Source organism: Streptomyces sp. SID13031 (genome assembly GCF_010548305.1).
GTDB lineage: Bacteria > Actinomycetota > Actinomycetes > Propionibacteriales > Kribbellaceae > Kribbella.
Window position 1 is genome coordinate 150116 of sequence record NZ_JAAGLV010000005.1, and the last position, 26862, is coordinate 176977.

A 26862-nucleotide genomic window follows, 5' to 3' on the forward strand; every position below is an offset into this window, starting at 1 on the left:
CTCAAACCTACCGTTAGGGAAGGTCGCAGTCAGCGCTAACCGCAGAAGGATGACGGGAGATCGGGGCAGGGCACCAGACCGTCGCGCTCGAGGACGGGCTTGGCGGGCGCCGAGGTCAGGTAGGTGAGAAACGCTTCCTGCAGCGAATCGGCACCGGGAGTCTTGTACGTGTAGGCGTACTCGACCTCCCAGAACTTGTACGACGAGTCGGCCACCTTCGCCGCCTCCGGTACGACGCCGTCGACCGCGAGCGCCGTGATCGCCGGGAACTTCCGCGAGCCGCCCAGTTCGGCGTACCCGATCGCGCCCTCGATGTCGTTGACGCGCGCCAGCAACTCCTCCGTCGTACCCACCTCGCAGCGGTGGTGCTTGGCGACCGGGTCGTCCTTGGTGCGGCAGTCGTCCGAGGTGATGCCCAGCTCCTGATCGCCCGCGAGCACCTTGTCGCGGAAGGTCCGGCGCGACCCCGAGTCCGGCCCGACCCGCGAAACCATCCGGATCGGCAGATCGCGCCCACCGAGTTGCTTCCAGCTGGTCACCCGGCCGGCGTAGATGTCGCGCAACTGCGCCGACGACAGCGACGCGACGTCCGTCGACCGGTTCACCACGACGGCGAACACGACCACCGCGACCGGCATGCCCTGCAGATCCGACGACTCCTCGGCGCGGCCGTCCGACATCGCGATCAGCTTCTCCGCGGCGGCCGCGTCCTTGGCGCCGGTCTCGTTCAGCAGCCGCGTTCCGCTCCGGCTGCCGTTCGCCGCGATCGTGATGTCGGCATTTGTGCACTCGGTGGAGTACGCGCTGCGCAGCTCCCTGATCGTCGGCTCCACGGCGGTCGATCCGACGATCCGCAGCTGACCCGATGAGCAGTTGTCGGGCGGCTGCAGTACGTCGACCACGAACAGCGCGACCAGCGCCCCGACGAGCACCAGCGACAACGCGCCGAACATCAGCGTCCGCCGGCCCGGTCCGCGTGGCCGTGGCTCGTGGTACACCCCGCCGCCCGCGGAACCGCCGGCCAGATAGCCCGAGTGCGTGACGCCATCGCCGCGCCCGCTCAGTACGAGCAGGAACTTGAAGCTGTCGCCGCGGTTGATCGCGGTCCTCGGCAAGATCAGCTTGCTCGTCTCGATGAAGTTCTCCGAGTCGAGCTGGCGCTGCAGCATCTCGCCGAGCGCCTCGGGCTTGGCCTCGGTCACCTCCAGGCCGACGATCTTGCGGTCCGGGAACGCGAACGACACCTTCTCGTGCATGTGGTGCGGCTCGATGTCCATGCCGCCGGCGTTGTCGACGCGCAGCAGCACGATGCTCGGATCCGGGACGACCGCGCCCTGGTACCGGACCTCGACGTCGACCATGTGCGAGCTGGGGAAGACCCCGATCGGCGCGTCCACCTGGACCCGGTAGACGAGGCGTTTGCGGCGCAGGAAGTACCGGTCGACCAGCCAGACGATCACCGTGCCGATCAGCGCGGTGGCCGCGATCACGGTCTCCAGGTTGATATCCCCGAGACCGGAGAAGTCCACGGTCAGTACCTTCATCGAACCCAAGGCGGAATTCATTGCCCCCACAGCATCCGTCGGCGGACCAGCGAGCGTAGGCAGCGCCGGCGGCGACCACGTGAACAACAATTGAATGTCCCGCTGCAATCGTTCCCTTACCCTTCGCTGACACACCCGGACAGGCCTTGGCGAGGCCGCCACCTTCTGCAAGATTGGCCTTATGGCTGAACAGGTTGACGTGGTCGTGATCGGGTTGGGCGTCGGCGGCGAGGAGGCCTCCGGCCGGCTGGCGCAGGCGGGACTGACCGTGGTCGGCATCGAGCCGCGCCTGGTCGGCGGTGAGTGCCCGTACTTCGGCTGCATCCCGAGCAAGATGATGATCCGCGCGGGCAACCTGATCGCCGAGACCCGCCGCGTCGACGGCATGGCCGGTACGGCGACGATCGCTCCCGACTGGGCCCCGGTCGCCAAGCGGATTCGCGATGAGGCGACCGACAACTGGAACGACAAGGTCGCCGTCGATCGCCTGGTCGGCAAGGGTGTGACGTTCGTCCGTGGCCACGGCAAGATCACCGGTCCGGGCCGGGTGGTGTCAGGCGATCGCGAGTTCGAGGCGAGCCGCGGCATCATCGTGGCCACCGGCACGGTCCCTGTCGTCCCGCCGATCGAAGGACTGGCCGGTACGCCGTTCTGGACCAGCCAGGACGCGATCCAGGTCGAGACGCTACCGGCCTCGTTGCTGGTGCTCGGTGGTGGCGCGATCGGGTTGGAGCTGACGCAGGTCTTTGCGCGATTCGGCGTACAGGTGACCGTGGTCGAAGGCTCTGACCGGGTACTGGCCGCAGAGGAGCCCGAGTCGAGCGACCTGGCCCAGGCCGCGTTGGAGCGAGACGGCGTGACCTTCCGGATCGGCGCGCACGCCAAGTCGGTCAGCCACGACGGCGACGGATTCACCCTCACGCTGGCGGACGGCAACACCGTCTCGGGCGAGAAGTTGCTGGTGGCAACCGGACGCCGGGTGGACATCAAGGATCTCGGCCTCGACCAGGTCGGTCTCGACCCCGCGGCGCGCCGGATCGAGGTCGACGAGCATGTGCGCGCGGGCGACGGGGTCTGGGCGATCGGCGACGTCACCGGCGTCGGGGTGTTCACGCACAACGCGATGTACCAGGCCAACATCGCCGTCCTCGACCTGCTCGGCGCGGCGGACGCGCCGGTCGCGAGCTATCACGCGATGCCGCGGGTGACCTTCACCGATCCGGAGATCGGGGCGGTCGGGCTGACCGAGAAGCAGGCGCGCGAGCAGGGTCTCGACGTACGGACCGGGATCACCCAGGTGCCGTCCTCGACTCGTGGCTGGATTCACAAGGCGGGCAACGAGGGATTCATCAAGCTGATCATGGACAATGAGCGGGGCGTTCTGGTCGGCGCGACGAGTTCGGGTCCGACCGGCGGAGAGGTGCTCGGTGCGCTCGCGCTGGCGGTGCACGCCGCGGTACCGGTTCACTCTCTGCAACAGATGATCTACGCATACCCGACCATTCACCGGGCGATCGGGGACGCCGTCAAGGAGCTGTAATCGGCGCCTTGTTGCGATCGGGTCGCAACTAGATCAAGAATGTCCGCATGCATGTTCCTGACGGGTTCTTCGACGCGCCCACCTCCATCGCGACCGGCCTGATCGCCGCCGGCGCGGTCGGCTTCAGCCTGCAGCGCGCCAACCGGGAGATCCGCGAGACGGGCCCGGCGCTGGCCGGGCTGACCGCAGCCTTCGTCTTCGCCGTCCAGATGGTCAACTTCCCGGTCGGCGCCGGGACCAGCGGACACCTGCTCGGCGGTGCGCTCGCCGCGGCGCTGGTCGGGCCGTGGACGGGCGTGCTGGTGATGTCGACCGTGCTGCTCGTCCAAGGCCTGCTCTTCGCCGACGGCGGGCTGACCGCGCTCGGCACGAACATCACCCTGATGGGTCTGATCACCGTTCTCGTCGGGTACTTCGTGACGCGAGCCCTGTTGACGGTGCTGCCCAAGCGCGTCGGCAGCGTCGTACCGGCGACGACCGTCGGTGCCCTCATCTCGGTCCCCGTCGCGGCGCTGTGCTTCACCGGCCTGTACGCAATCGGCGGCGCGGTCGACATCCCGCTCGGCAAACTCGCCACGGCGATGGTCGGCTGGCACGTCCTGGTCGGTCTCGGCGAGGCCGTGATCACCGCCGCCGTGCTGAGCGCGGTCGTCGCGACCCGCCCCGACCTCGTCTACGCCGCCCGTCATCTACAGGCCGACCTCGTCCTGGTCGATGCCGATGGCAACAGCTCGACCGTCTCGCCGGACCGCCCGATCGCGGCCAAGCCGGCCGGCCGGTCGTACGGGATCGGCATCGCGGCCACGCTGATCGTCGCCGGGGTGATCAGCCTGTTCGCGAGTGCACACCCGGACGGGCTCGAGTTCGTCGGCGCCAAACTCGGCTTCGAGAGCGCGGCCAAGGACTCGGCGGTCGCGGGCAGCCCGCTGGCCGACTACGGCGTGAGCGGGATCGGCAACTCGCAGGTGTCGGGCGCGCTGGCCGGCATCATCGGCGTACTGGTGACGATCGTCCTCGGACTGGCGATCGCGAAGATCGCCTCCCTGCGCTCGTCGGCCCGCGTGGACAAGGCCGTCTGATGAGCCTTCTTTCCACCTGGAGCGAGTGGACCGACTGGCCCGAGCAGTCATGAGTGGTTCAGCCGGCGACGGTCTGCTGGTCGCGGTGGACAGCCGGATCCACCGGTTGCCCGCGCAGGTCAAGATCGTCGCGCTGTTCGTCTTCGTACTCGCTGTCGTGTCCACCCCGGCCGGCGTCTTCTGGGCCTTCGCCCTGTACGCCGGACTGCTTGCCGGCGCCGTCGCGCTGGCAAAGTTGCCGGTGACAACGGTGATGAGGCGGCTCGCCGTCGAGACGCCGTTCATCGTGTTCGCCCTGGTGCTGCCGTTCGTCGCGACGGGCCCACAGGTCGACGTACTGGGCCTGTCGGTGTCGGAGTCCGGCGTGCTCGGCTCGTGGAACGTGCTGGCCAAGGGGACGCTCGGGGTGATCGCGGCGATCGTGCTGTCCGCCTCGACCGCGCCGCGCGAGTTGCTCGCCGGGTTGGAGCGGCTGCGGTTGCCGTCGACGCTGGTCGCGATCCTCTCGTTCATGGTCCGGTACTTGAGTGTGGTGTCCGATGACCTGCACCGGATGCGGATCGCCCGGGAGTCACGCGGGTACGCCGGCGGCCGGGCCGGTCACTTCAAGGCGGTCGCCGCAGGCGTAGGTGCTCTGTTCGTGCGGAGCTTCGAGCGCGGCGAGCGGGTCCACCTGGCGATGCAGTCGCGTGGCTACACCGGCCGCATGCCCCAGCTCGCGGCATCAGGCGCGGCGCGCAATCAGTGGGCCGAGGGGCTCGCGATCTCCCTGCTCGCAGTGGTCATCGCGGTGACGGCTAGGGTTGCTGGCTTGTGAGCGGTCCATCGATCCACGTCGAGCGTCTCGTCTTCGCCTACCCCGACGGCCGGCAGGCGCTGTACGGCGTCGACTTCACCGTCCAGCGTGGCGAACGGGTGGCTCTGCTCGGTCCGAACGGCGCCGGCAAGACCACGCTCGTCCTGCACCTCAACGGCATCCTCGGCTCGGTCGCGGGTGGCAGTGGTAGCGGCCGGATCCAGATCGGCGGCTCGGATCTGCATCGCGAGCACCTGCCCGAAGTACGCCGGAAGGTAGGTCTGGTCTTCCAGGACCCCGACGACCAGCTCTTCATGCCGACCGTCCGCGATGACGTCGCCTTCGGTCCCGCGAACCTGGGGCTGCGGGGTGCGGAGCTGGAAGACCGGGTCAAGGAAGCCCTCGTCCAGGTCGGCATGCAAGACCACGCCGACATCGCCCCGCATCACCTGTCCTACGGCCAGCGCCGCCGGGTCGCGGTGGCCACCGTCCTGGCGATGCGCCCCGAAGTACTGGTCCTCGACGAGCCGTCCAGCAACCTGGACCCAGCCAGCCGTCGCGAACTCGCGGACATCCTGTCCGGCCTCGACGTCACGCTCCTGATGATCACGCACGACCTGCCGTACGCCCTCCAGCTCTGCGAACGCAGCCTGCTGATGGACGCGGGCCGGATCGTCGCCGACGGCAAAACCCGCGAGCTCCTGGCCGACCCGGGCCTGATGGCCGCCCATCGTCTGGAGCTCCCGTACGGCTTCGACCCGTTGTCCGTCCTCGGCCCGGAGCACTGATTGTCGATCTGATGAGGTCCCGCTCGACGCGTTGGCAAGACCAACCGAAGGGACACCATCATGACCACCATCGCGCCGACCTCGACCAGTTCGACCAGGATCACGTCGTCCACCCGCCGGCTGCTGACCGCGGGGATCATCGCCGGCCCGTTCTTCAGCGTCCTCGTCGCCGCTCAGGCGCTGACCCGGGATGGCTTCGACGTCCGCAAGCACGCCGCGAGCCTGCTGGCCATCGGCGACCTGGGCTGGATCCAGTCCGCCAACTTCGTCATCACCGGAGTGCTGCTGATCGCCGGCGCCGTGGGCCTCCGGCGGGCAGTGGGTATCCGTTGGGCGCCTCGGCTGCTTGGTCTGTACGGCGTCAGCATGGTCGCCGCCGGGCTGTTCGTTCCTGACCCGGCGCTGGGTTCCCAGTCGGTACGCCGGATGGGCAGCCCGTGTCGATGAGCTGGCACGGCAGCCTGCATTTCGCGGCGGGTGGCATCGGGTTTCTGGGTTTCGTCATCGGCTGTCTCGTTTTGGCCCGGCGGTTCGCGCGTGGTGGGGAGCGTGGCTGGTCGGCGTACTCGGTGGTCACCGCTGTCTCCTTCCTGGCAGCCTTCGCAGGCATCGCGTCGGGCTCGGCCGGCGGGGGAGTGCTCGCCTTCTACGCGGCCGTCGCGGTCGGGTGGAGCTGGGTCTCGCTGGTACTGCGCAAGTTCCAGCGGGCCGTCTAGCGCTTGAGGGTGCGGTCGAAGAATGACCGGACCGTATGGCGGATCAGCGGAACTGAGAGCGCCGGGTCGATCGTGCCGACGAGTTTGGCGCGGTCACCGGCGCTCATCAGCCCGGCGGTTTGCAGCTGCGGCGCCATGGCGCCCAGGTCGCTGAAGACCGAGTGGTTGGCGTCGGCGATCTCGGTACGACGTACAGGGCCGTGGTGGGCGAGGAGCGCCGACCAGGAACTGTCGAAGCGGGCGTCCCGGTAGCCGTCCGTGCCGGTGAGGAGCAGCGGGCGATCGATGCCGTGCTGGGCGATGGGGTAGAGCTCATTCGGTTCGCCTGGTTGCAGTGGCAGATAGTCGAGGTAGCCCTCGAGGTTGATGGCTGCCTTCAGTTGGTGGTTCTCGTACAGGGCCTGGGCTGCGGTCGCGCCACCGGCCGAGTGGCCGTAGATGCCGACTCTGCGCGGATCGATCGGTACGCCGAGGCGGCTCAGCTGGGAGAGCACGAAACGGATGTCGGCCAGCCGGGTTGTCATCATCAGGCGGGACAGGACGGGGTCGGTCGGCGTCGTGGGTGGCATCTCGATCTCGCGCAGCCGGCCGTCGGGGAACTCGACCTCGCTGGTCTCACCGGGGTGATCGACGGTGACGACGGTGTAGCCGTGGCTGGCGAGTTCCTCGGCGAGGCCCGTGCCGAGCGTCCGGGGGTCGACGCCACCGGGGGAGTAGAGGACGACAGGACGACGTACCGGCAGCGGTGGCGCATCGACGTACGAGTGGGTCAGAGTGGCGCCCCAATCCACGCCTGCGGGCAGGCCGTGGACCCAGGCATCGAACCCCTTGAAGGCATTGGCGGCCTTCGGTGTCATCTGCGGCGCCGGCCGGTATCCGCGAGTCGTCAAGGCTGGGTAGAAGACGGTGATCATCAGCTCGCGATCCGGGCTGCCGTCCCATGGATCGACTCTGCCCCTCTCGATGAGGTGCAGGGTTCTCACCCCGAGCTGATGCGGTCCGGTCGGTGCCGGCAACCTCAACCGGAGGTCTGCCGACGGTGAGGGTGAAGTAGAGGTCGAGGCGGCTTGCGTGGTGGTTGCCGTCGGCATCGCGACGGCGAGGCTGATCAGGGCCAGGAAGATTCGTCGGGTCAACATGTCCATCACGGTGGCAGCGGGCGGCCGTCTCACGGCGCGATCCGGCCGGATCTCCATCCCGGCGGGGACGAAGTTCCACCGAGGGGTGGACCGGGAAACGGGAGTTACTGAGTTGGGCAAAGGCCGGTGAATTTCTTACCGAGGTCTTGCGTGTTACTCGCTGGTCAGGAATGGTGACTCACAGTTCACCCTGCCTTGGTCTCCCCCCAACCAGCGCAAAGGCGGTCCGCCCCATGACTGTTCACTTCACCCGGCCACTTGCCGGACTCATCGGCGCAGCAGTTCTCGGTGCTGCACTCCTCACTCCCACTGCCGCCCATGCCGCGCCGCCGGTCTACGTCGCCCTCGGCGACTCGTACGCCTCGGGCGTCGGCACCCGCACCTACATCGCGGACAGCGGCTCGTGCCAGCGCTCGACCAAGTCCTACCCGTACCTCGATGCCGGCCGCGTCGGCGCGGCGCTCACCTTCGTCGCTTGCTCCGGCGCCCGGGTCGCGGACGTGACGGCCAACCAGCTCGGCCCGCTGAACAGCGGCGTCAAGTGGGTGACTCTCCAGGTCGGTGGCAACGACGCCGGCTTCTCGTCGGTGATCACCGAGTGCGCGAAGCCGTCCTGGCTCGGCGACTGCACGAGCGCGGTCAACACCGCCCAGGCGACTATCAACAACACGATCCCCGGCCGGCTCAACACCCTCTACGCGACGGTACGCAGCCGCGCGACGACGGCGAAGGTGATCATCGTCGGCTATCCACGGCTGTTCAACGGGACCGACTGCAACGCCGGCACCTTCTTCAGCCCCGACGAGATGACCAGGCTGAACGCGACCGCCGACCTGCTCAACTCGAAGCTCGCGACTGCCGCCGGCGCGGTCGGCTTCACCTTCGTGAACCCGACGTCGGCATTCGTGGGGCATGCCGTCTGCGGCAGTCCCGAGTGGATCAACGGCCTGTCCAACCCGGTCAGCGAGTCCTACCACCCGAACACGACCGGCCAGACGGGCTTCGCGAACCTCGTCGACGACCACCTCACGTAACCGCCCGCCCAGATCGGCCACTCGCGGCCTGCGCACCCTCCCGCGCAGGCCGCGAGTTCCCCGGTATGACGGGCCGAAACGACCTTGTTCCATTGGCCTCCTGGTGCCGCGACGCACCAGTGCCAGCACTCTGTGTAGGCCCCGCTGAGCGGACGTTTCAACGCTGTAGTGACCGTCCGTGAGACCCGGAAACGGTTGGGTGTGAGATGGATCACGTGCGGTCGCGCGCGGGATTCGGCGGATGACAGATTGCAGCCCTTACGCCCGCTCAGCGTAAGGAAGAGCAAGGGGAGGAACTTTCTGTGAAAGCTCGTACCTGGCTCGCCGGCCTCGCGGTCGGCGCAGTCTCACTCGGCCTGACAGCTCCGGGGCTCGCGAACAGCGCGCCCATTCCGTCCGCCGACAACGTAGCCGCCAAGAGCCCGGAGATCCGCACCATCGGAGCTCCGAAGGCCGGCGGCAAGGGCCTGGTCGCCAAGCGCGACACGACCGGTCGCGCCCACTCCATCCGGCCCACGACCCCGCTGAAGGCACCTGCCTCGGTCGGCGCGAAGGCCGGCCGGTCCGCTACCAGCAAGCCCGACGCGGTCGCCGTCGCCAAGGCGCAGGTGGCCACCATCGCGCCGTACTTCGGCGCTCGCCCGACTGACCTGGTGGCGACGTCGAGCTCGCTCAGCACGCTCGGCTCGCAGGTCAAGTTCCAGCAGAACATCGACGGCGTCCCGGTCTACGGCGGCGAGATCGTCACCAACCTGGACAAGGCCGGCTCGCTCGAGTCCGCCAACGGTGAGGTCTCGCTCGCGACGTACGGGGCGTTCCCGGCGGTTGAGGCCGTCGACGCCGCGAAGGCCAAGGCGCAGGCCGCCGCGATCGACGTGGTCGAGCAGCGCGGCAAGCCCTACGCGAAGAACCTGACCGCCAAGCTCGTCGGCCCGCGCTGGTTCGACCTCAGCATCGTCACCCGGCAGCCCGGATCGGTCGCCATCCCGGTCTACCTGTACGACGTGTCCGGCCCCGGCGACGTCCGCTGGCAGGCCATGGTGCACGCGTCGGCCGGCAAGGCTGTCCTCGCCTGGGACCTGGCCGAGCACATCAGCCGCGTCGTCTGCGACGCGAACCGCACGAACATCGTCACCGGTAACGAGGACGCCCGCTGCGGCGGTGGCGTCTTCGCTCCGACCCGGGTCGAGGGTGGCCCCGTCTCGTCGGTCCAGGACGTCAACCAGGTGTTCGAGTTCTTCGGCGACACGTCGAACACGTACGCCGGACTCGGCACCGACCTGACCCAGCTGATCGGCGTCGACTACGGCGACGGCCTCGGCAAGGCGATCCGCGGCACCGTCCGGGTCTGCGTCGCAGGTAGCTGCCCGTTCGCGAACGCGTTCTGGAACGGCGAGCAGATGGCCTTCGGTGAAGGCGTCAGCACCGACGACATCACCGGCCACGAGCTGACCCACGGCGTCACCCAGCACACGGCCGGCCTGGCCTACCTGTGGGAGTCGGGCGCGATCAACGAGGCGCTGTCCGACATCATGGGCGAGTTCGTCGACCTGACCAACGGGTCCGCGGACGACACCCCGGCCAACCGCTGGCTGATGGGTGAGGGTTCGAGCCTCGGCGCGATCCGTTCGATGAAGGACCCGGGCCAGTTCGGCGACCCGGACAAGATGACCAGCACGAACTGGTTCGACGACACCTTCTTCCAAGACAACGGTGGCGTGCACCTGAACTCGGGCGTCGGCAACAAGACGGCGTATCTGATCGCCGACGGTGGCTCGTTCAACGGGCAGACGGTGACTGGTATCGGCATCCCGAAGTCCGAGGCGCTGTGGCACGAGACCCAGAAGATCCTGACCAGCGGCGCCGACTACGGTGACCTGGCCGAGGGTTTGCGGTCCACTTGCAACGTGCTGCAGAAGCACGACGTGGCGAACATGACGAACGCCGACTGCGCCCAGGTCGCGAAGTCGATCAAGGCCACCGAGCTCGATTTGGAGCCCGGTGTCGGCAAGCCGGCCCAGGCCCCGGTCTGCGACACCGCCGGCGCCAAGGTGAAGAACCTGATCACGACCAGCTTCAAGCAGTACCCGGACGGCGTCGTTACCCGCAGCCCCGGCTGGGTACTCGGCAAGGGTGAGGGCGATTCGTCGGCGCAGGTCGACACCTCGTACTCCAATGACGGCGACGACTCGATGTACGGCCAGATCACGGACCCGGCCGGCAACATCACTGTCGAGACCAAGAACGCGATGAAGATCAAGAACGAGAAGACGTACCTGCGCTTCACGCACTCGTACAACTTCTACAACGTGTTCTTCATCTTCTGGCTGCCGACCGGCACCGGGTCGATGGACTACTCAGACGACAACGGCGCCACCTGGCATGACACCTCGGCACTGCCGTGGAAGAACGGTCCGACAGTGGACCCGAACTTCCCTGACCAACCGGCCGCCTGGCACGCGAACTCGGGCGGCTGGGAGACCAGCCGACTGGATGTCTCCCAGTTCAGCGGCAAGCTGCTGAAGTTCCGCTGGAACGGCCACGGCGGAGACTTCTCCGACCTGGTCCCCGGCAACTGGTGGCTCGACAACGCCACTATCTACACCTGCAGCTAGTACCAGTCAGCTGCTGAAGGCCCGGCGGATCCGTCCGCCGGGCCTTCTCACCGTCTACACCTCGACGGTCAGCGGCGCGCCGACGTACCGGCGGAGGTGTTCGGCGGTGAGGGAGGCGCTGCTTTCGACCAGATCGGCGGGGATGCCGGTGAAGACGATCTGGCCGCCGTCGTGGCCGGCGCCGGGGCCGAGGTCGATCAGCCAGTCGGCGTGCGCCATCACCGCCTGGTGGTGCTCGATGACGATCACCGTGTTGCCGTCGTCGACCAGCCGGTCGAGCAGGGCGAGCAGTTGGTCGACGTCGGCCAGGTGCAGCCCGGTGGTCGGCTCGTCGAGGATGTACGTCGTCCCGTTCTTGCCCATGTGGATCGCGAGCTTCAGCCGCTGCCGCTCCCCACCCGACAGCGTCGTCAACGGTTGCCCCAGGCCCAGATAACCGAGGCCCACGGCAACCAGCCGATCAAGGATCGCCCGCGCCCGCCCCTTCTCGAAGAACGACCGCGCCTCGACCGCCGACATCCGCAGTACCTCGCTGATGTTCTTCCCGCGCAACTGATACGCCAGCACCTCCGGCGTGAACCGCGCGCCGTTGCAGTCCTCGCACACCGAGGCGACCTCAGCCATCATCGCCAGATCCGTGTACACGACCCCGAGCCCTTTGCAGGTCGGGCAAGCACCCACCGAGTTCGCACTGAACAGTCCCGGCTTCACCTTGTTCGCCTTCGCGAACTCAGTCCGGATCGGATCCAGCAGACCCGTGTACGTCGCCGGGTTGCTCCGCCGCGACCCCCTGATCGGCTCCTGCGCGGCAACGATCACGCCGTCCCGCCCAGCCAGCGACCCATGGATCAGCGAACTCTTCCCCGACCCCGCCACCCCAGTGACGACGGTCAGCACCCCCAGCGGGATATCGACGCTCACCTCCTGCAGGTTGTGCAGCGAAGCGCCCTCGATCCGCAACTGCCCCGTCGGCTTTCGCACCTGATCCCGCAACCCGACCCGGTGGTCGAGGTACCGCCCGGTCAGCGTCCCGGACTTCTTCAGCCCCTTCAGATCGCCCGCGTAACAAAGCCGCCCACCGGCCTGCCCCGCGCCCGGACCGAGATCGACCACGTAGTCGGCGATCTGGATCGTCTCCGGCTTGTGCTCGACGACCAGCACGGTGTTGCCCTTGCCCCGCAGCTGAAGGAGCAACTCGTTCATCCGCTGGATGTCGTGCGGATGCAACCCGACCGTCGGCTCGTCGAAGACGTACGTGACATCGGTGAGCGAGGACCCGAGATGCCGCACCAGCTTCACCCGCTGGGCCTCACCACCGGACAGCGTCGAAGACTCCCGATCAAGACTGAGATACCCCAGCCCGATGTCGACCATCGACTCCAGCGTTCCACGCAGCCCTTCCAGCATCGGACCGACCGACGCCTCCTTGATCCCACCGATGAACTGCGCCAGATCGCTGATCTGCATCCCCGAACACTCGGCGATCCCCACCCCGTCGATCCGCACCGACCGCGCCGCCTCGTTGAGCCGCGCCCCACCACAGTCCGGGCACCGGGGCAGCTTCACCGCCCGGTCCGCGAACACCCGGACATGGTTCTGCATCGACTCGCGATCCTTGGCCAGCAGTTGCCGCTTCACCTTGGTGACGAGTCCTTCGAAGGTCAGATTGCTCGTCCCGACCTTCACCTTCATCGCCGGCTGGTACAGGAACTGCTCCCACACCTCCGCCGGATAGTCCTCGAGCGCCAGCTCCGGATCGAACAGCCCCGACTTCGCCATCAACTGCCAGTACCAGGTACCTACCTGGAACCCGGGCACCTTCACCGCACCCTGGTCCAGACTCAAGGAGCGGTCGACGAACTCGTCCAGGTCGATCTCGGACGCCTTGCCCAGACCGTCGCAGGCCGGGCACATCCCCTCGGCCCGGTTGAAGCTGAACACCGACGGCGGTCCGACCTGCGGCGTACCGAGCCGGCTGAACAGGATCCGCAGCATGGTGTGCGCATCGGTCGCGGTACCGACCGTGGAGCGCGCGTTGGCGCCGATCCGCTCCTGGTCGACGATGATCGCGGCGCTCAGATTGCGCAGCGAGTCGACGTCCGGGCGGGACAGGCTCGGCATGAAATTCTGGATGAAGGCGGTGTAGGTCTCGTTGATGAGGCGCTGGGACTCGGCGGCGATGGTGTCGAAGACCAGTGAGGACTTCCCGGATCCGGAGACCCCGGTGAAGACGGTCAGCCGGCGCTTGGGGATGTCGATGGACACCCCGGCGAGGTTGTTCTCGCGCGCCCCGCGGACCTGGATGACGTCGTGGCTGTCGGCGGCTTCGGTACCGGAAATGTCGAGCTGATTCGTAGCAGGCATACGTTCCAGTTTCTCATTGACCCGCCGATAGAGGCTTTTCCGGTACTACGCTCCGCCGCCGAGCGTGCCTGCCGATGCAAACCTTGTATCGGCGGAGGAACCCTCTAGTGCGAGGTCAACCGGTGACCGGCGCGGTCCACAGCCCGGCGAGCGCGTCGATGAGCCCGGTCGCGGTGTCGTCCCAGGTGGCGCGGAGGACCGGCGTCCCTTCGGCGACGCCGCGTTCGTACTCGGCCAGCAGATGCACCATCAGCAGCCGGGCCATGTCGCTGCGCTCACGCCGCACCTCGGGTGGCAGTGCCGGGAGGCTGAGCTTGAGCCCGTCGATGCTCTGCTGCAGTGACGGAGAGCTCAAGGACTCCTCGACCATGATCCGGCGCAGCCCGGGATCCGTCATCACCTGGGCGCCGAAGCGCGCGAACCAAGTCGGTGGACCGGTCTCGGCCAGGTGCTCGGTCTGCGGCCGGATCAGGCAATTCAGCCAGTCGCGGAGCTCCGGTTCAGCGGGGAGTCCGGCCAGCATCCGCGCCCGCAGTCGCTCGATCTGCTCGGTGTGCCTGCGGACGATCGCGCGGACGAGGTCGGTCTTGGTGCCGAAGTGGTAGCCGACCGCGGCGTTGTTGCCCTGCCCGGCCGCCTCGCTGATCTGCCGGTTGGACACCCCGAACACGCCGTGCTCGGCGAACAGCCGCTCGGCGGTCGCCAGGATCACGTCGCGGGTGGCGCCAGCCCGGTCGGCCCGCGCGGTCTTCTCGGCCGCCGTCATGAGTTCACCTCTCGTCTCGATCTCTTGTCCAGTCTGTCAGTTCGCTTGCGTAAGTCAACTGACTGACTTAATGTATGCCTTGTTCCAAGCTAGTTGCTCAGTCGCCCGTGCACGTCAATCGGAGGCTCCCCGTGCCTGCTGCCCCTGCCGATCCGGCCGAGGTGTCCGCCCCACCGAAACCCACCGCCGTCGTGGCGGTGCTCGCTTTCGGCGGCATCGTGGTCTCGCTGATGCAGACCCTCGTCATCCCGCTGATTCCCGAGCTCCCGAAGCTGCTGCACGCCAAGGCGTCCGGTACCGCGTGGGTCATCACGGCCACCCTGCTCGCCGCTGCGGTCGCAGTACCGGTGGCCGGCCGCCTCGGTGACATGTACGGCAAGCGCCGGATGCTGCTGGTCAGCCTCGGGCTGCTCATCACCGGCTCGGTCGTCGCGGCCCTGAGCGACTCGCTCACGCCGATGCTCATCGGCCGCATCCTGCAGGGCATGTCCGCCGCCGTGATCCCGCTCGGGATCAGCATCATGCGCGACGAACTGCCGGCCGAACGCCTCGGCTCCGCGACCGCCCAGATGAGCGCCTCGCTCGGCGTCGGTGGCGCGCTCGGTCTGCCGGCCGCCGCATTCCTTGCCGACCGCGCGGACTGGCACGTGCTCTTCTGGACCTCGGCCGGCCTGGGCGTCATCGTGCTCGCGCTGGTGCTGTCCTTCGTTCCCGAGTCCGCCGTCCGCTCCGGCGGCCGGTTCGACGTCGTTGGTGCGGCAGGACTCTCGGTCGGTCTGATCAGCCTGCTGCTCGCGATCTCCAAGGGCGCCGACTGGGGTTGGGGCACCACCCGGACCATCGGCCTGCTCGGTGCGGCCGTCGTCGTCTTCGGGGCCTGGGGCTGGTACGAGCGGCGTATGTCGCAACCGCTCGTCGATCTCCGGGTTGCCGCGCGGCCCCAGGTGCTGTTCACCAACATCGCGTCGGCGGTGTTCGGCTTCGCGATGTTCTCGATGTCGCTGGTCCTGCCGACGCTACTGCAGTTGCCCAAGGCAACCGGTTACGGCCTCGGCCAGTCGATGCTGACCGCCGGACTCGTGATGGGTCCGTCCGGCCTGGTGATGATGGCGACCGCGCCACTGTCGGCCATGGTCTCGAAGGCCAGGGGGCCGAAGGTGACGCTGATGATCGGCGCGATCGTCGTCGCCCTCGGCTACGCGCTCGGCATCGTCGCGATGTCGGCGGTCTGGCAACTCGTCATCGTCTCGGCCGTGGTCGGGGCCGGTGTCGGTTTCGCGTACGGTGCGATGCCGGCGCTCATCATGGGCGCGGTCCCGGTCTCGGAGACGGCGGCCGCGAACAGCCTCAACACGCTGATGCGGTCGATCGGCACGTCGGTCTCGAGCGCGGTCGCGGGCGTCATCCTCGCCCACCTGACGATCAGCCTCGGACCGGTCAGTGTTCCGTCGAAGGGAGCCTTCCAGGTGATCCTGGCGATCGGGTCCGGCGCCGCACTGGCCGCCTTCGCTGTCGCGGCCTTGATTCCAGCCCGGCGCACGGACGCGGCCCCCGACTCCGCCACGGCGGAGGCCGCCACTGTCAGCTGAGAGGTGCTACGGGGCTGCCCGGAGTCCGGCCACGGCTGAGACGACCCGGGCGATCTCGTCCTCGGTGTTGTAGTAGTGCGGCGACAACCGCAGGCACCAGTCGACGTCCTTGTCGCCGAAGTCGAACTGGGCGAACCGCCGGAAGCTCAACGCCGAATTGATGCCGCGGGCATCCATCGCCGCCTTGAACCCCTCGGCCTGCCACCCCTCGACCGCGATGGTGACCAGCCCGCCCAGCTGGTCGCCCTGATCAAGCGCCCGTACTCCAGGCAGAACGGCCAGCCCATCACGCAAGAGCCCGGCCAGGTACGGGGTCCGTTGCGAGATCACCCCCAGGCCAACAGCACGGGCATACCGAATCGCGGCGGCGCAGCCGACGATCGTCGCGTAGGGAAACTCCCACTCCTCGAAGCGCGCCGCGGTCTCACTCGGCCGGTAACCACCGGTCGAAGTCCAGTCGGCGCCGTGCATGTCGATGAACAACGGCTCGTACCCGGCCTGCAGGACACGATCCGACACGAACAGGAAGCCCGAGCCGCGGGGGCCGCGGAGGAACTTGCGGCAGGTTCCCGTGAGGAGGTCGCAGCCGATCTCCTCGACGTCGATCGGGTACTGACCGACGGACTGGCAGGCGTCGACGATGTACAGCAGGTCGAGCTCGCGGCAGTGCCGGCCGATCTCCGCCACCGGCGCTTCGGTACTTCGCCACTGAGAAGCCCGGCTCCTTGCTACGCCTCAACTTCGCCGCAGCCGCCGACACGGCCGAGCTCTCAACTGCCGCTCGCCGGCTTGCCCGGATCTGACCGCACCCGGCCGGTCACGTCATCCAGCAGCGCCTGAAGCTTGTCCGCCAGGAGATCGCGCTCTCCCGCGCTGAGGGATGAGACCAACTCGGATTCCCGGGTGAGTACCTGGTCGACGGTCCGCTCGATGAGGGCGTGACCGTCATCGGTCAGCGAGACGATCACCGCCCGGGACCCGTCGTTCTCGGTACGCCGCTCGACCAGCCCGGCCTGCTCAGCCCGGCTGACGCGTTGCGAGATCGCCCCCGCGGTGACCAGCGTGCGCTCGGAGAGTTGGCGAGTGCTCAGCTCGTACGGCGTACCGGCACGGCGCAGGACGCTGAGCAGGTCAAGCGTGGCGGGGTCGACGCCGAGGTCGGACAGCACCCGGCGCCGGTCGTCGGCGAGCAGTTTGGCCAGCCGCCACAGGGGAGTGACGATCCCGATCGAATCGGTCGGCGTCCCGGGTCGCTCACGCTGCCAGGCCGCGGCGATGGCGGCCGCCGGGTGGGGGCTCGCGCTGTCGAGGGGATAGGAATCCACGGGCCTATGCTACATTTAGCTCTAAACGTTTAGACCTAAACGGGAGGCTTGGCGTGTCCAGAACGATCGTGGTGACCGGCGGCGGTACGGGGATCGGCAAAGCGGTGGCCGAGCGGTTCCGCGCAGACGGAGACCAGGTGGTGATCACTGGCCGGCGGGCCGAGGTCCTCGAGAAGACGGCGGCTGAGCTCGGTGGCAAGGCAGTGGTCTGCGACGGCACTGACCCCGAGCAGGTACGCCGGCTGCTGGACGAGTTGCCGGGGGAGGTGCACGTGCTCGTCAACAACGCGGGCGGTAACACCGACTTCGGAGCGGCTGACGGTCACGACGACCTCGCCGTCGTGAAGAACAACTGGCTGGCCAACTTCGACACCAACGTCCTGACCGCCGTACTGGCGACCACCGCCCTCATGCCGAGACTCGTCGATGGGGGAGCGGTCGTTCACGTCGGCTCCATCGCCGGCGCTCGCGGCGCAGGCTCTTACGGTGCCGCGAAAGCCGCGCTCGCCACCTGGAACCAGGATGTCGCCACAGAGCTCGGTCCGCGCGGAATCACCTCGAACGTGGTCGCCCCCGGCTACACCGCCGAGACCGAGTTCTTCCAGGACCGAATGACCCCCGACCGGCGCAACCAGTTGCTGGAGGCAACCATGCTGCGGCGGGAGGGCGAGGTGGCCGACATCGCCGCGGCGATCCACTTCCTCGCCTCACCCGCCGCCCGGCACATCACCGCGCAGGTCCTCCACGTCAACGGCGGCGCCCTCACCACCCGGTGAGCCAGAGCTTTCCCAGCGAACCACTCCATCAAGTTCACCGGTCCATGCCGCTGTTTCGCGCCCGGTCCGACACAATGGGCCCATGCGTGCCACCGTCAAGGACGTAGCCAAGTTGGCCGGGGTGTCGCCGAAGACGGTCTCCAACGTCATCAACGGCGTGGTTTTCGTGCGGCCGGAGACCCGGGAGCGGGTCGAGCAGGCGTTGGCCGAGCTCGACTATGTGCCGAACATGAGTGCTCGCGGCCTGCGCAACGGGCGGTCGGGGATGATCGGGCTGGCGTTGCCCGACCTGCTTCGGCCGTACTCCGCGGAGATCACCCATCTCGTCGTCGAGTTGGCGCACCAGCGTGGCTGGGGGGTGCAGATCGAGCAGACCGCGGCCGAACCGAAGCGTGAGTTCGAGTTGCTCTCCAAGGCCCGGGCGCATCTGGTCGACGGACTCATCCTGAACCCGGTCAACCTCGACGACAGTGCCGTGATGACCGCCGGCCCGTTGCCCGCGGTCGTCCTGATCGGTGACGTCGACCAGGACATGGTCAGCCAGGTCGCGATCGACAACGTCGCCGCCGCGCGCGACATGACGCAGCACCTGCTGGACCAGGGTTTCCGCCGCATCGCCGCCGTCGGCACCCCGGAGATCCCCAGTGGATCGAGCGGCACCGGCCGGGTCGGCGGCTCCACCGACGCAGCCGGTACTGCGGCGGCGCGACTCCGGACGCTCGGCTATCGCGAGACCCTCGCCAAGGCTGGGATCGGGCCTGACCCCGAGTTGGAGATCGCCCTCGATCGCTGGAGTCCGGAAGGCGCCGTGGCGGTGGTCGGGCGCTACCTGGAGGACCACGAACTGCCAGACGCGTTCTTCTGCTTCACCGACACGATCGCCTTCGGTGCGCTTTCGGCGCTGTGGACAGCGGGGGTCGCGGTACCGGGGGACTGCGCGGTCGCCGGGTTCGACAACATCCTGGAGAGCCAGTACACGGTGCCGCCGCTGACGACGATCGACTTCGACCGCCGGCTGTTCATCGAATCGGCCCTGGACCTGCTCGGTGAGCGGATGGCCGACAAGGACGCGACCCCACGCCGGGTGATGATCCCGCACCGGATCATCAGCCGCGCCAGTACCGGGCGTTAGGCACAAAGTCGAACGCCTGCCGTAAGGTGCTGACGGCGGGTGACCTCCCGGCCTGGGCGTGGAACAGCCTGATCACCTCGGTCGCGATCACGCTGATCACCGTGGCGACGTCGGCACTGGCTGGTTATGCGTTCTACCGGATGGATTTCCGGGGCCGTCGCTGGCTGTACGCCGCGATCATCGCGGCGATCATCATCCCGCCCCAGTTGCTGATCGTGCCGCTGTTCCGGCAGATGCTCGCCTTCGACCTGGCCGACACCTATTGGGGAATTATTCTCCCGCAGGCGTTCGCACCCGCGATGGTGCTCATTTTGAAGCGCTTCTTCGACCAGATCCCGGTCGAACTCGAGGACGCCGCGCGGGTCGACGGCGCGAATCGCCTCCGGGTCTTCTGGTCGATCGTGTTGCCTTTGTCACGCCCGATACTTGCCGCGGTAGCGATCTTCGTCTTCATCGGCGCATGGAACAACTTCCTCTGGCCCTTCATCGTGACCACGAACGCCGAGCTGATGACGCTTCCGGTGGGTCTGCAGACAGTCAAGAGCGCATATGGGCTGCAATATGCGCAGAACATGGCATCCGCGATCCTCGCCGCGCTACCGCTGGTGATAGTTTTCCTCTTTTTCCAAAGGCAGATCATCAAGGGAATCGCGACCACAGGTTTCGGTGGGCAGTAGCTCGCTGGACAAAAGTTCCGGCAGGCGGGATTCGGGCGGTCATCTCTTGAAAAGACCGTCACCGTGAGCAAGGCTGCCGGGATCACTTCCGTGCCTGGTCGGTCCGGAAGTGCTGGCAACTGTTGCGCAGTACTGCGCAATCAGGACCGTTGCGCAGTACTAACAGTTGTCCCGTCAACAACTGTTCCTCGGGGGAACGAAAGGGGGATTTGTGTCAGCGTTGAAAGAGCTCGCCGAGCGGTGCCGTGGTGTGAGGAGTCACGGTACTTCGCAACTCGGTCGGGCTGCTGTCCAACCGGCGGTCTGTACCGGCGTCCACGAGGTGAACTCGTCGATCCCGTCCGGGCAACCGCGCCGAGTGGCGGTCTTGAGGCTCAGTAACGGCCTGACCACCACATTGCGCCTCGGCAAGGGTGCACCCGCACCCGAGCGGGGCACCACGTTGTTCGTCCGAGGTGGCCGTGGGATGGGCGATCAGCCCGCCACAGGTGGGGTCACCCTCGCGCCGAGCTACCCCAGCTGAACGAGCTGGGCTGACCACAACCGGGTGACACCCCAGCCTGCGGCTGGGCACACCGGCTGAATCAGTGACTCGCCGGTCTCAGGTCAACGCCGAGCTGAGACCGGCAAGTCCCTGGACCGCCGGCCCGTCTCCCGAAAGCTCCGTCCCCGAAAGGGTTCCGCCATCAGGACCTGATCGCCTCCTGCCAGATCAGCTTGACGAGCTTCGGCTTCACCGCGGTGGTGATGACGGCCATCGCGCGACCGGCGTACACGTCACTGCCGAGCTGTGCGAGCAGGGCGGCGGCGAGGTCCTCGCGTGCGGTGAACAGCCCGTCGGCCTGATCTTCCTGTACTTCGTACGCCGTGACCGCGTGGTTGTCGAAGAGCCCGGACGGACGGGCGATCGTCCAGTCGAGCTCGCTGTCGCGCACCAGTTGCTCCATCCGCCGCAGGTCGTCGTGGGTAGTGCGGGCCATCACCCGGTTGACCAGCGGATCGAGAACGTTGTTGAAGAAGAAGGCTCGGTGGCCTACGACCTGTTCCTGGAGCACGGCTACCGGGGGACGACCGTCCGCAAGGTGGCCGCGGCGGCCGAGGTGGACTCGGCGCTGATCAGCTACCACTTCGGCTCGAAACAAGGGCTGTTCGGTGAGGCGATGCAGTTCCGCTGCGGGAAGTCGCCCGCGATGGCACACGCTCTGGCAGGCGACCAGGAAGGGTTCGCCGACCGGTTGCTGGAGGCCGTCCTGGAGATGTGGGCCGATGCCGAGCCGCTGGCCGAGCTGACCCGGATGGCGCCGCAGGACGCCGACGTGATGCAGGTGCTGCAGGAGTTCCTCGAACGTGAGGTGCACGGCCGGATTGCTGAATTTCTCCGCGGCCCCGGCGCTACCGATCGGGCCACCGCGACGGTCGCGGTGATCGGCGGGCTGATCTTCACCCGCTACCTCAACCCGCTGCGCCCGGCAGCCACTATGTCGGATGCCGACGTCCGCAGGATCATCGCCCCCGCCCTGCGGGCCGCAGTACAGCCGGCCCGCAGATCGAGGGCTTGAGTCTCAGCTCCAGGTGGCGCCGGCGGGGGCGCGGACCATGGTGTTGAGGCGGTTGAACAGATTGGTCAGGCCGATCATCAAGATGATCGCGGCGAGTTGCGGCTCGTCGAAATGGTCGGCCGCCGCGGCCCAGATCTCGTCGGTGACGGCATCCGGCCGGTCGGCGAGCCGGGTCGCGGCCTCGGAGCTCAGGCCGGGGATGTGACAGCTGCCTGAGCGAACTCCAGGTCGGCCTTCAACCGGTCTTCGACGGGCACCGCCGGGTCGGAGTACTGGCCGGTGAGGCAGATCGGGCCGGTGTAGTCCTCGAGGTTGGCGAAGACCGCGCGCCAGTCGGACAGACCTTCGTCCGCCTGACCGAACCACGTCTTCCAACCCTCGTCAGTCTGGAGGTACTTGGCGTTCTTCAGATTGACGATGCCCAGCCTGTGCTTGACCAGCTCCAGTGTGGTGGCGGGGTCGTCGCCGGCGAGCGCGTCGTGGGCTGCATCCCAGACGACCTTGAACTCATCGGGCAGGCCGTCCAGCAACTGCAGAACACCCAGCGACGACGTGACGAACTTGCCGTGATGCGGCTGCACCCCGACCTGTACGCCGTACTGCTCCACGAGCGCGACGGCATCCTCCAGCTCCCGCCTGATCCGGCATACCGAAGCGGCGTACCCGTCGGGGCCGATCGGCGCCATGATGCGGATCATCGGGACACCCGCCTTGGCACAGGCCGAGAACGCGTTCTCCGACAGGTCGCTCGCGATGCTGATCGGCTCGACGCCCTCGGCGCGCAGTTGCTCGACGAAGGTCGGTAGGTCGGCCTCGGCGGTGGCCGGGGTGACGAAGGCGGTGTCGCGGACGGGGACCTCGGCGCCGGTGAAGCCAAGCCCGGCAACGAGCTTGCCGAGCTCGTCACCAGGGAGTCCGGACCATGGCTTGGTGAAGACGGACCAGTTGTAGGTCGACCGGGGCGGTGGGGTGGTCCAGGAATCGAGGGCGGGCATTTCGACTCCTCAGGTGAAGAGCAAGGTGATCGACTCGGCGCGGATGCGTTCCTCATCGACCTGGACGCCCAGACCGGGCGCGGTGGGGACCGTTGCGACGGCCTTGGTGATGGTCAGTCCCTCGACGTACAGGTCGGACAGCAGCTCCGGCCCGTTCAGCTCGGCGGGCAGCGCGAGGTCGAGCTGGCTGAACAGGTGCAGCGCGGCCGCGAAGCCGATCCCGCAATCGGTCAGACCACTGGCCAGGATCTCGATCCCGCTGGCGAGCGCGACCTGAGCCGTCTTCAGCGCATTCCGCAGGCCCCCGGCCTTGCAGATCTTCACCACCACCAGGTCGGCGGCATCGAGCCGGATCGCCCGGGCCAGGTCCTGTGCGGTGAAGCTGCCCTCGTCGATCGCGATCGGCAGGTCGATCAGCTCGCGCAGCCGGTGCATGGAGAGCGTGTCGGTGCTCGGTACTGGTTGCTCCACGCAATGAATCGTCCGGACATGACTGGTCCGGTCGAGCAACTGCTTGAGCGCCGCGGGGCGATAGGACTGGTTGGCGTCCAGCCACAGCGGTTTGGCGCCGGCCACCTCCGCGACCGTCTCGATCGCGGCCGCGTCGGAGTCCAGATCACCGCCGATCTTCACCTTGTACGCCGCGTAGTCCGACGATTGCTGGGCGTGCTCCCGGACCGCGTCCGGCGCCCCGACCCCGATCGCCGAGCAGAGCGGGATCTCGTCGTGCAGCTTCCCGCCGAGCAACGCATGCACCGGTACGCCGGCCAGCTTGCCGGCCGCGTCGTGCATCGCGAGGTCGACGGCCGCGCGGGCGAACGGGAAGCCGTTCGAGACCGACGGGCTCAGCCGCTTGGTGACCCGCTGGTGGAAGAGCTCGACGTCGAAAGGCGTCAGCTCGCGCAGGATCGGTTCGAGGTGGCGCTTGATCACGACGGCGATCGTCTCGGCGGTCTCGTAGCTCCAGCTGGGGAGCGCTCTCTGCTCACCCCAGCCGACCACGCCGTCCTCGGTCGTGAGCTTCACGAAGACGACCGCCGTCGCCTGGTCCGGAGCCTGGTCGGGGGAGCCGACCGCGCCGCTGCCGAGGACGAACTGCCGCGCGAACGGCACCGCGACCGGAAAGACCTCGACCGATCTGATCCTGCTGCCCGCGGGGCTCATGCCGCGATCGCCCAGACCGCGGGATCCACGAAGCTCGGACCACGAACACCGTCGTCGAGCCACTTGAGGACGTCCTCGATGACATAGCCCGCGAGCGCAAGATGGCCGTCAACTGTGTCGCCGGCGACGTGCGGGGTCAGCAGCAGGTTCGGCGCGGCCAGGACGTCAGCGCCGAACTTCGGCGGCTCGGGATCGTAGACGTCCAGCGCGGCGAACAACCGGCCGTCGAGGCAGTGCTCCAGCAGCGCCGGCTGATCGACGGCCGGACCTCTCGAGGAGTTGACGACGATCGCGCCGTCGGGCAACTGCTCGATCAGCTTCCGCGTCACCAGACCGCGGGTTTCCGGGACATCGGGCACATGGATCGAGACGAAGCGGCACTGCAACGCCTCGTCCAGTTCACCGGTCCGTACGCCGAGCTGTTGCGCGCGCTCGGTCGTCAGGTACGGGTCATAGACGACGATGTCGCAGCCGAACGGTTTGAGCAGAGTGATCAGCGCGCGCGCCGTCGAGCTGGCGCCGAGGATGCCGACCTTCTGGCCGGCGAGTTCGCCGCCGCGCAACTGCGGCTGCTTCCAGCCGCCCGCGCGGAGTGCCTGGTCGAGCTGCGGGAGTCTGCGGACGAGCGTGAGCATCGAGGCCAGGCAGTACTCGCCGACCGACCAGGCGATCCGGGTCCCGGCGGAGAAGACGGCGATGCCCTCGTCGAGGATCGCGGGGTCGATCAGCTTCTTCACCGTGCCGGCCGCGTGTGCGACCACCTTGGGTCCGTTGCCGTCGGCCCACAGCGCCTTGTTCAGGTGCGGCGTACCCCAACTGGTCAGCAGCACATCGCTGCCCGCGGCGAGGTCGGCGACCATTTCGGGGCTCAGGTCGGACCCGGCCCAGCTGACGTCGAACCGCTCGGCGAGCAACGCCCGGGTCTGCGGGCTGCATACGTCGGCGGCTCGTTCGGGCGTCATCACGACGGCAAGCTTGGACAAGGGGGACTCCTGTGGTCTTGGGCACGAAGGACTCTCAGGCTCGACGGTAAGGGCTTTCCGCTATGCTCGTCCAAGCCCATTTCCGCATCGACCGATACCGTGAGGGCATCAGATGGATCTCTCGCTCCAGCAGTTGCGCGGTTTCGTCGCAGTCGCCGAAGAACAGCACTTCGGCCGCGCGGCCAAGCGGCTGAACCTGACCCAGCCACCGCTGACCCGGCAGATCCAAGGCCTGGAGCGCACCCTGGACGTCATCTTGTTCGACCGGACCGGCAGGGGAGTGCGGCTCACCGCCGCCGGGGACGTCTTCCTCGAGCACTGCCGCCGGGTGCTGGCCCTTCTTGAGGTCGCGCCGGAGGCAACCCGCCGGGCAGCCGATGGACAGACCGGTACCTTGCGAATCGCGTTCACCGCGATCGGCGCGTACGCCGTACTGGCGGACTTCCTGACGATGGTGAACAAGCGGACCCCGGCGGTGACCGCGGAGCTGACCGAACTGGTGAGCCCGGACCAGTTCGAGGCGCTGGCGAATCTGGAGATCGATCTCGGGATCGTCCGGCCACCGATTCCGGCGCAGTTCGACTCGGTGCCCGTGCACACGGAGGACCTCGTTCTCGCCGTACCGGCCGACCACAAGCTCGCCGAGGGCGAGGGAGCGGTCTCGCTGGCGGAGGTGACCGACGACTACATCGGCTACAGCCCCGAAGGATCGCAGTACCTGCACGACATCTGCGCCGCGATGATCGGCATGAACCGGTACGCCGTCAGCCAGCTCGCCTCGCAGGTGCCGACGATGCTCGCGCTGGTCCGGGCCGGTCTGGGATGCGCGCTCATCCCGCGATCGATCATGGCGATGGGCGTGCAGGGAGTCCAGTACCGCGAGCTCGACGCGGCCGACGCGCACTCGGTGACGCTGCACGCGGCCTGGAGCCCGGACAGCCCCAACCCCGCTCTCCAGCGCCTGGCCGAGTCATTGAAGGCAAACCCACATCTAGATGCTTGACCTAGAGTCGGCTCTAGTTCGTAGCCCGGACGCTGCCAAGGAAGCGCTCTCTGACGTGGCCGGCGTCGAGATCGGCGAGCTGGACCTGGCCGACCTGTCGAGCTCGCTGTTCGCGGTCCAGCTGGATGCGTTGGGCAAGGATTCCGGCGTCCGCGCGTTCGCGCTGCACCCGGGCGGGATCCTGACCCCGCTGCAGCGGCACCTGGAGCGCGAGGAGATGGTCGGTTTCGGCTGGATCGACGAGGAGGGCAACCTGCTGCACCCGGATCTGTTCAAGAGCCCCGAAGCCGGTGCCTCCACCTCGGTCTGGGCGGCCACCTCACCACAGCTCGACGGCCTGGGCGGCGTCTTCTGCGACGACTGCGAGATCGCGGAACTGTCGATCGACGACGCCCCCGGAGTACGGCCGTATGCCGTCGATCCCGCGTCGGCCGCGCGGCTGTGGACGCTGTCCGCCGAGCTCACCGGCGTGAACGCCTTCAAGTAATCTGACCGCATCACTACTTCAGCCCTTGTCAGCACTTTGGTCAGCACTCTCCGCGCCGCCGGCTGCGTCTTCGCCGAGGACGAGGCGGAGCTGCTGATCTCCGCGGCGCCCGACGACGCCGAGCTCGCCCGAATGGTCGAGCAACGCGTCGCCGGCCTGCCGATCGAATACGTGGTCGGATTCGCCGAGTTCTGCGGCCTGCGGATCTCCCTGGACCCCGGCGTCTTCGTACCGCGCCGCCGCACCGAGCACCTGGTCGCAGAGGCTCTGTGGCTCACCCGGCCGGGCTCGGTCGTCGTGGACCTCTGCTGCGGCTCAGGCGCCCTGGGCGTAGCCGTCCATGCCGGCGAGCCCGCAATCGACCTGTACGCCGCCGACCTCGAGCCGGCCGCAGTCGCCTGCGCCCGCCGCAACGTAGAACCTCTCGGAGGCCAGGTCTCCCAAGGCGATCTGTACGCCGCCTTGCCGCCCTCCTTGCGAGGGCGAATCGACGTCCTGCTGTCGAACGTCCCCTACGTCCCCAGCGACGAGATCCGCCTCCTCCCCACCGAGGCCCGCCTCCACGAACCCTTGGTCACCCTCGACGGCGGGTCCGACGGCCTGGACATCCTCCGCCGAGTCAGCGCCGACGCCGCGCACTGGCTGGCCCCCGGAGGCAGCATCCTTACCGAGACCAGCGAGAAGCAGGCCTCCATCGCCGCCGCCACCTTCACCGCGGACGGATTGGCGGCAAGGATCACCACCTCCGACGAGTTCTACGCCACCGTCGTCATCGGCACGAAGGAGTAGCC

Annotated in this window: 24 protein-coding genes and 3 pseudogenes; 16 read left to right on the forward strand and 11 right to left on the reverse strand. The window is 67.9% G+C overall.

The genetic code is table 11. From position 1 onward, the window contains the following. Nucleotides 1-35: 35 nt before the first annotated feature. Nucleotides 36-1544, reverse strand: a complete 1509-nt coding sequence (locus tag G3I17_RS12640) for a substrate-binding domain-containing protein (protein ID WP_164596182.1) — start codon at nt 1542-1544, stop codon at nt 36-38. A 181-nt stretch (nt 1545-1725) separates the two neighbouring features. On the opposite strand from G3I17_RS12640, the gene G3I17_RS12645 reads away from it, so the two are divergent. Genes G3I17_RS12645 through G3I17_RS41620 form a run of 6 tightly spaced genes read left to right on the forward strand, consistent with a single transcriptional unit; the run spans nt 1726 to nt 6463 of the window. Next, on the forward strand, nt 1726-3084 hold the full coding sequence (locus tag G3I17_RS12645) for an NAD(P)/FAD-dependent oxidoreductase (protein WP_164596183.1): 1359 nt from the start codon (nt 1726-1728) through the stop codon (nt 3082-3084). Between the two features lie 47 nt (nt 3085-3131). Next, the gene (locus G3I17_RS12650; protein WP_164596184.1) at nt 3132-4163 is read left to right on the forward strand and encodes an energy-coupling factor ABC transporter permease; all 1032 of its coding nucleotides are present in this window, start codon (nt 3132-3134) and stop codon (nt 4161-4163) included. A gap of 49 nt (nt 4164-4212) precedes the next feature. Further along, nucleotides 4213-4980, forward strand: coding sequence for a cobalt ECF transporter T component CbiQ (cbiQ, locus tag G3I17_RS12655; protein WP_164596185.1), 768 nt, complete (start codon nt 4213-4215; stop codon nt 4978-4980). Next, complete coding sequence (locus G3I17_RS12660) at nt 4977-5747, forward strand: ATP-binding cassette domain-containing protein (protein ID WP_164596186.1); 771 nt, start codon at nt 4977-4979, stop codon at nt 5745-5747. Before cbiQ ends, G3I17_RS12660 begins: the two co-directional genes overlap by 4 nt. A 60-nt stretch (nt 5748-5807) precedes the next feature. Then, the gene (locus tag G3I17_RS41615) at nt 5808-6194 is read left to right on the forward strand and encodes a DUF998 domain-containing protein (RefSeq protein WP_203590100.1); all 387 of its coding nucleotides are present in this window, start codon (nt 5808-5810) and stop codon (nt 6192-6194) included. Continuing rightward, a complete protein-coding gene (locus G3I17_RS41620) occupies nt 6191-6463 on the forward strand; it encodes a DUF998 domain-containing protein (protein WP_203590101.1) in 273 nt (90 codons plus the stop codon). Before G3I17_RS41615 ends, G3I17_RS41620 begins: the two co-directional genes overlap by 4 nt. Here G3I17_RS41620 and G3I17_RS12670 read toward each other — a convergent pair. After that, complete coding sequence (locus G3I17_RS12670) at nt 6460-7602, reverse strand: alpha/beta hydrolase (RefSeq protein ID WP_239062474.1); 1143 nt, start codon at nt 7600-7602, stop codon at nt 6460-6462. The genes G3I17_RS41620 and G3I17_RS12670 overlap by 4 nt on opposite strands. 233 nt (nt 7603-7835) lie before the next feature. On the opposite strand from G3I17_RS12670, the gene G3I17_RS12675 reads away from it, so the two are divergent. Together G3I17_RS12675 and G3I17_RS12680 are read left to right on the forward strand one after the other, a co-directional pair. Further along, complete coding sequence (locus G3I17_RS12675) at nt 7836-8636, forward strand: SGNH/GDSL hydrolase family protein (RefSeq protein ID WP_164596187.1); 801 nt, start codon at nt 7836-7838, stop codon at nt 8634-8636. 302 nt (nt 8637-8938) lie between these two features. Further along, nucleotides 8939-11251 (forward strand): M4 family metallopeptidase, encoded by a 2313-nt coding sequence (locus G3I17_RS12680; RefSeq protein WP_164596188.1) that lies wholly within the window; start codon nt 8939-8941, stop codon nt 11249-11251. Nucleotides 11252-11305: 54 nt separating this feature from the next. On the opposite strand, the gene G3I17_RS12685 is transcribed toward G3I17_RS12680, so the two are convergent. Beyond that, nucleotides 11306-13615: an excinuclease ABC subunit UvrA gene (locus G3I17_RS12685; protein WP_164596189.1), complete on the reverse strand. Its 2310-nt coding sequence runs from the start codon at nt 13613-13615 to the stop codon at nt 11306-11308. A 115-nt stretch (nt 13616-13730) separates the two neighbouring features. Beyond that, a complete protein-coding gene (locus G3I17_RS12690; RefSeq protein ID WP_164596190.1) occupies nt 13731-14381 on the reverse strand; it encodes a TetR family transcriptional regulator in 651 nt (216 codons plus the stop codon). Between the two features lie 131 nt (nt 14382-14512). Here G3I17_RS12690 and G3I17_RS12695 point away from each other — a divergent pair, with 131 nt between their 5' ends. Next, a complete protein-coding gene (locus G3I17_RS12695) occupies nt 14513-15970 on the forward strand; it encodes an MFS transporter (RefSeq protein ID WP_343238282.1) in 1458 nt (485 codons plus the stop codon). Nucleotides 15971-15976: 6 nt separating this feature from the next. On the opposite strand, the gene G3I17_RS12700 is transcribed toward G3I17_RS12695, so the two are convergent. Then, nucleotides 15977-16657, reverse strand: coding sequence for an aminotransferase class V-fold PLP-dependent enzyme (locus tag G3I17_RS12700; RefSeq protein WP_343238283.1), 681 nt, complete (start codon nt 16655-16657; stop codon nt 15977-15979). An 83-nt stretch (nt 16658-16740) separates the two neighbouring features. Next, entirely contained in the window at nt 16741-17295 is a 555-nt protein-coding gene (locus G3I17_RS12705; RefSeq protein ID WP_164596192.1) for a MarR family transcriptional regulator, read from the reverse strand. A 53-nt stretch (nt 17296-17348) separates the two neighbouring features. Between G3I17_RS12705 and G3I17_RS12710 the strand changes: the two genes are divergently transcribed. The 3 genes and pseudogenes from G3I17_RS12710 to G3I17_RS12720 form a co-directional block, all read left to right on the forward strand. Next, nucleotides 17349-18071: an SDR family oxidoreductase gene (locus tag G3I17_RS12710; RefSeq protein WP_164596193.1), complete on the forward strand. Its 723-nt coding sequence runs from the start codon at nt 17349-17351 to the stop codon at nt 18069-18071. An 82-nt stretch (nt 18072-18153) separates the two neighbouring features. After that, nucleotides 18154-19203: a LacI family DNA-binding transcriptional regulator gene (locus tag G3I17_RS12715; RefSeq protein ID WP_164596194.1), complete on the forward strand. Its 1050-nt coding sequence runs from the start codon at nt 18154-18156 to the stop codon at nt 19201-19203. Between the two features lie 14 nt (nt 19204-19217). Further along, nucleotides 19218-19880, forward strand: a pseudogene (locus G3I17_RS12720) (carbohydrate ABC transporter permease); the annotation flags it as partial. Nucleotides 19881-20566: 686 nt separating this feature from the next. On the opposite strand, the gene G3I17_RS12725 reads toward G3I17_RS12720, so the two are convergent. Further along, nucleotides 20567-20935, reverse strand: a complete 369-nt coding sequence (locus G3I17_RS12725) for an NAD(P)H-binding protein (protein WP_343238284.1) — start codon at nt 20933-20935, stop codon at nt 20567-20569. Between G3I17_RS12725 and G3I17_RS12730 the strand changes: the two genes are divergently transcribed. After that, nucleotides 20909-21439: a TetR family transcriptional regulator gene (locus tag G3I17_RS12730; RefSeq protein ID WP_164596195.1), complete on the forward strand. Its 531-nt coding sequence runs from the start codon at nt 20909-20911 to the stop codon at nt 21437-21439. The genes G3I17_RS12725 and G3I17_RS12730 overlap by 27 nt on opposite strands. Before the next feature lie 3 nt (nt 21440-21442). Here G3I17_RS12730 and G3I17_RS40695 read toward each other — a convergent pair. From G3I17_RS40695 to G3I17_RS12750, 4 genes and pseudogenes are all read right to left on the reverse strand, one after another. Continuing rightward, nucleotides 21443-21625: pseudogene (locus G3I17_RS40695) on the reverse strand (carboxymuconolactone decarboxylase family protein); the annotation flags it as partial. Nucleotides 21626-21627: 2 nt separating this feature from the next. Further along, nucleotides 21628-22434, reverse strand: a complete 807-nt coding sequence (locus tag G3I17_RS12740) for a TIM barrel protein (protein WP_164596197.1) — start codon at nt 22432-22434, stop codon at nt 21628-21630. A 9-nt stretch (nt 22435-22443) separates the two neighbouring features. After that, nucleotides 22444-23598, reverse strand: coding sequence for an enolase C-terminal domain-like protein (locus tag G3I17_RS12745; RefSeq protein WP_164596198.1), 1155 nt, complete (start codon nt 23596-23598; stop codon nt 22444-22446). Continuing rightward, complete coding sequence (locus tag G3I17_RS12750; RefSeq protein WP_164596199.1) at nt 23595-24581, reverse strand: hydroxyacid dehydrogenase; 987 nt, start codon at nt 24579-24581, stop codon at nt 23595-23597. Before G3I17_RS12750 ends, G3I17_RS12745 begins: the two co-directional genes overlap by 4 nt. 112 nt (nt 24582-24693) lie before the next feature. Between G3I17_RS12750 and G3I17_RS12755 the strand changes: the two genes are divergently transcribed. The 3 genes and pseudogenes from G3I17_RS12755 (at nt 24694) to G3I17_RS12765 (ending at nt 26860) form a co-directional block, all read left to right on the forward strand. Then, nucleotides 24694-25584, forward strand: coding sequence for a LysR substrate-binding domain-containing protein (locus tag G3I17_RS12755; RefSeq protein WP_164596200.1), 891 nt, complete (start codon nt 24694-24696; stop codon nt 25582-25584). Nucleotides 25585-25681: 97 nt separating this feature from the next. Continuing rightward, a pseudogene (locus tag G3I17_RS12760) lies at nt 25682-26071 on the forward strand (oxidoreductase); the annotation flags it as partial. Between the two features lie 36 nt (nt 26072-26107). Next, complete coding sequence (locus tag G3I17_RS12765) at nt 26108-26860, forward strand: putative protein N(5)-glutamine methyltransferase (protein WP_203590103.1); 753 nt, start codon at nt 26108-26110, stop codon at nt 26858-26860. Nucleotides 26861-26862: the final 2 nt, after the last annotated feature.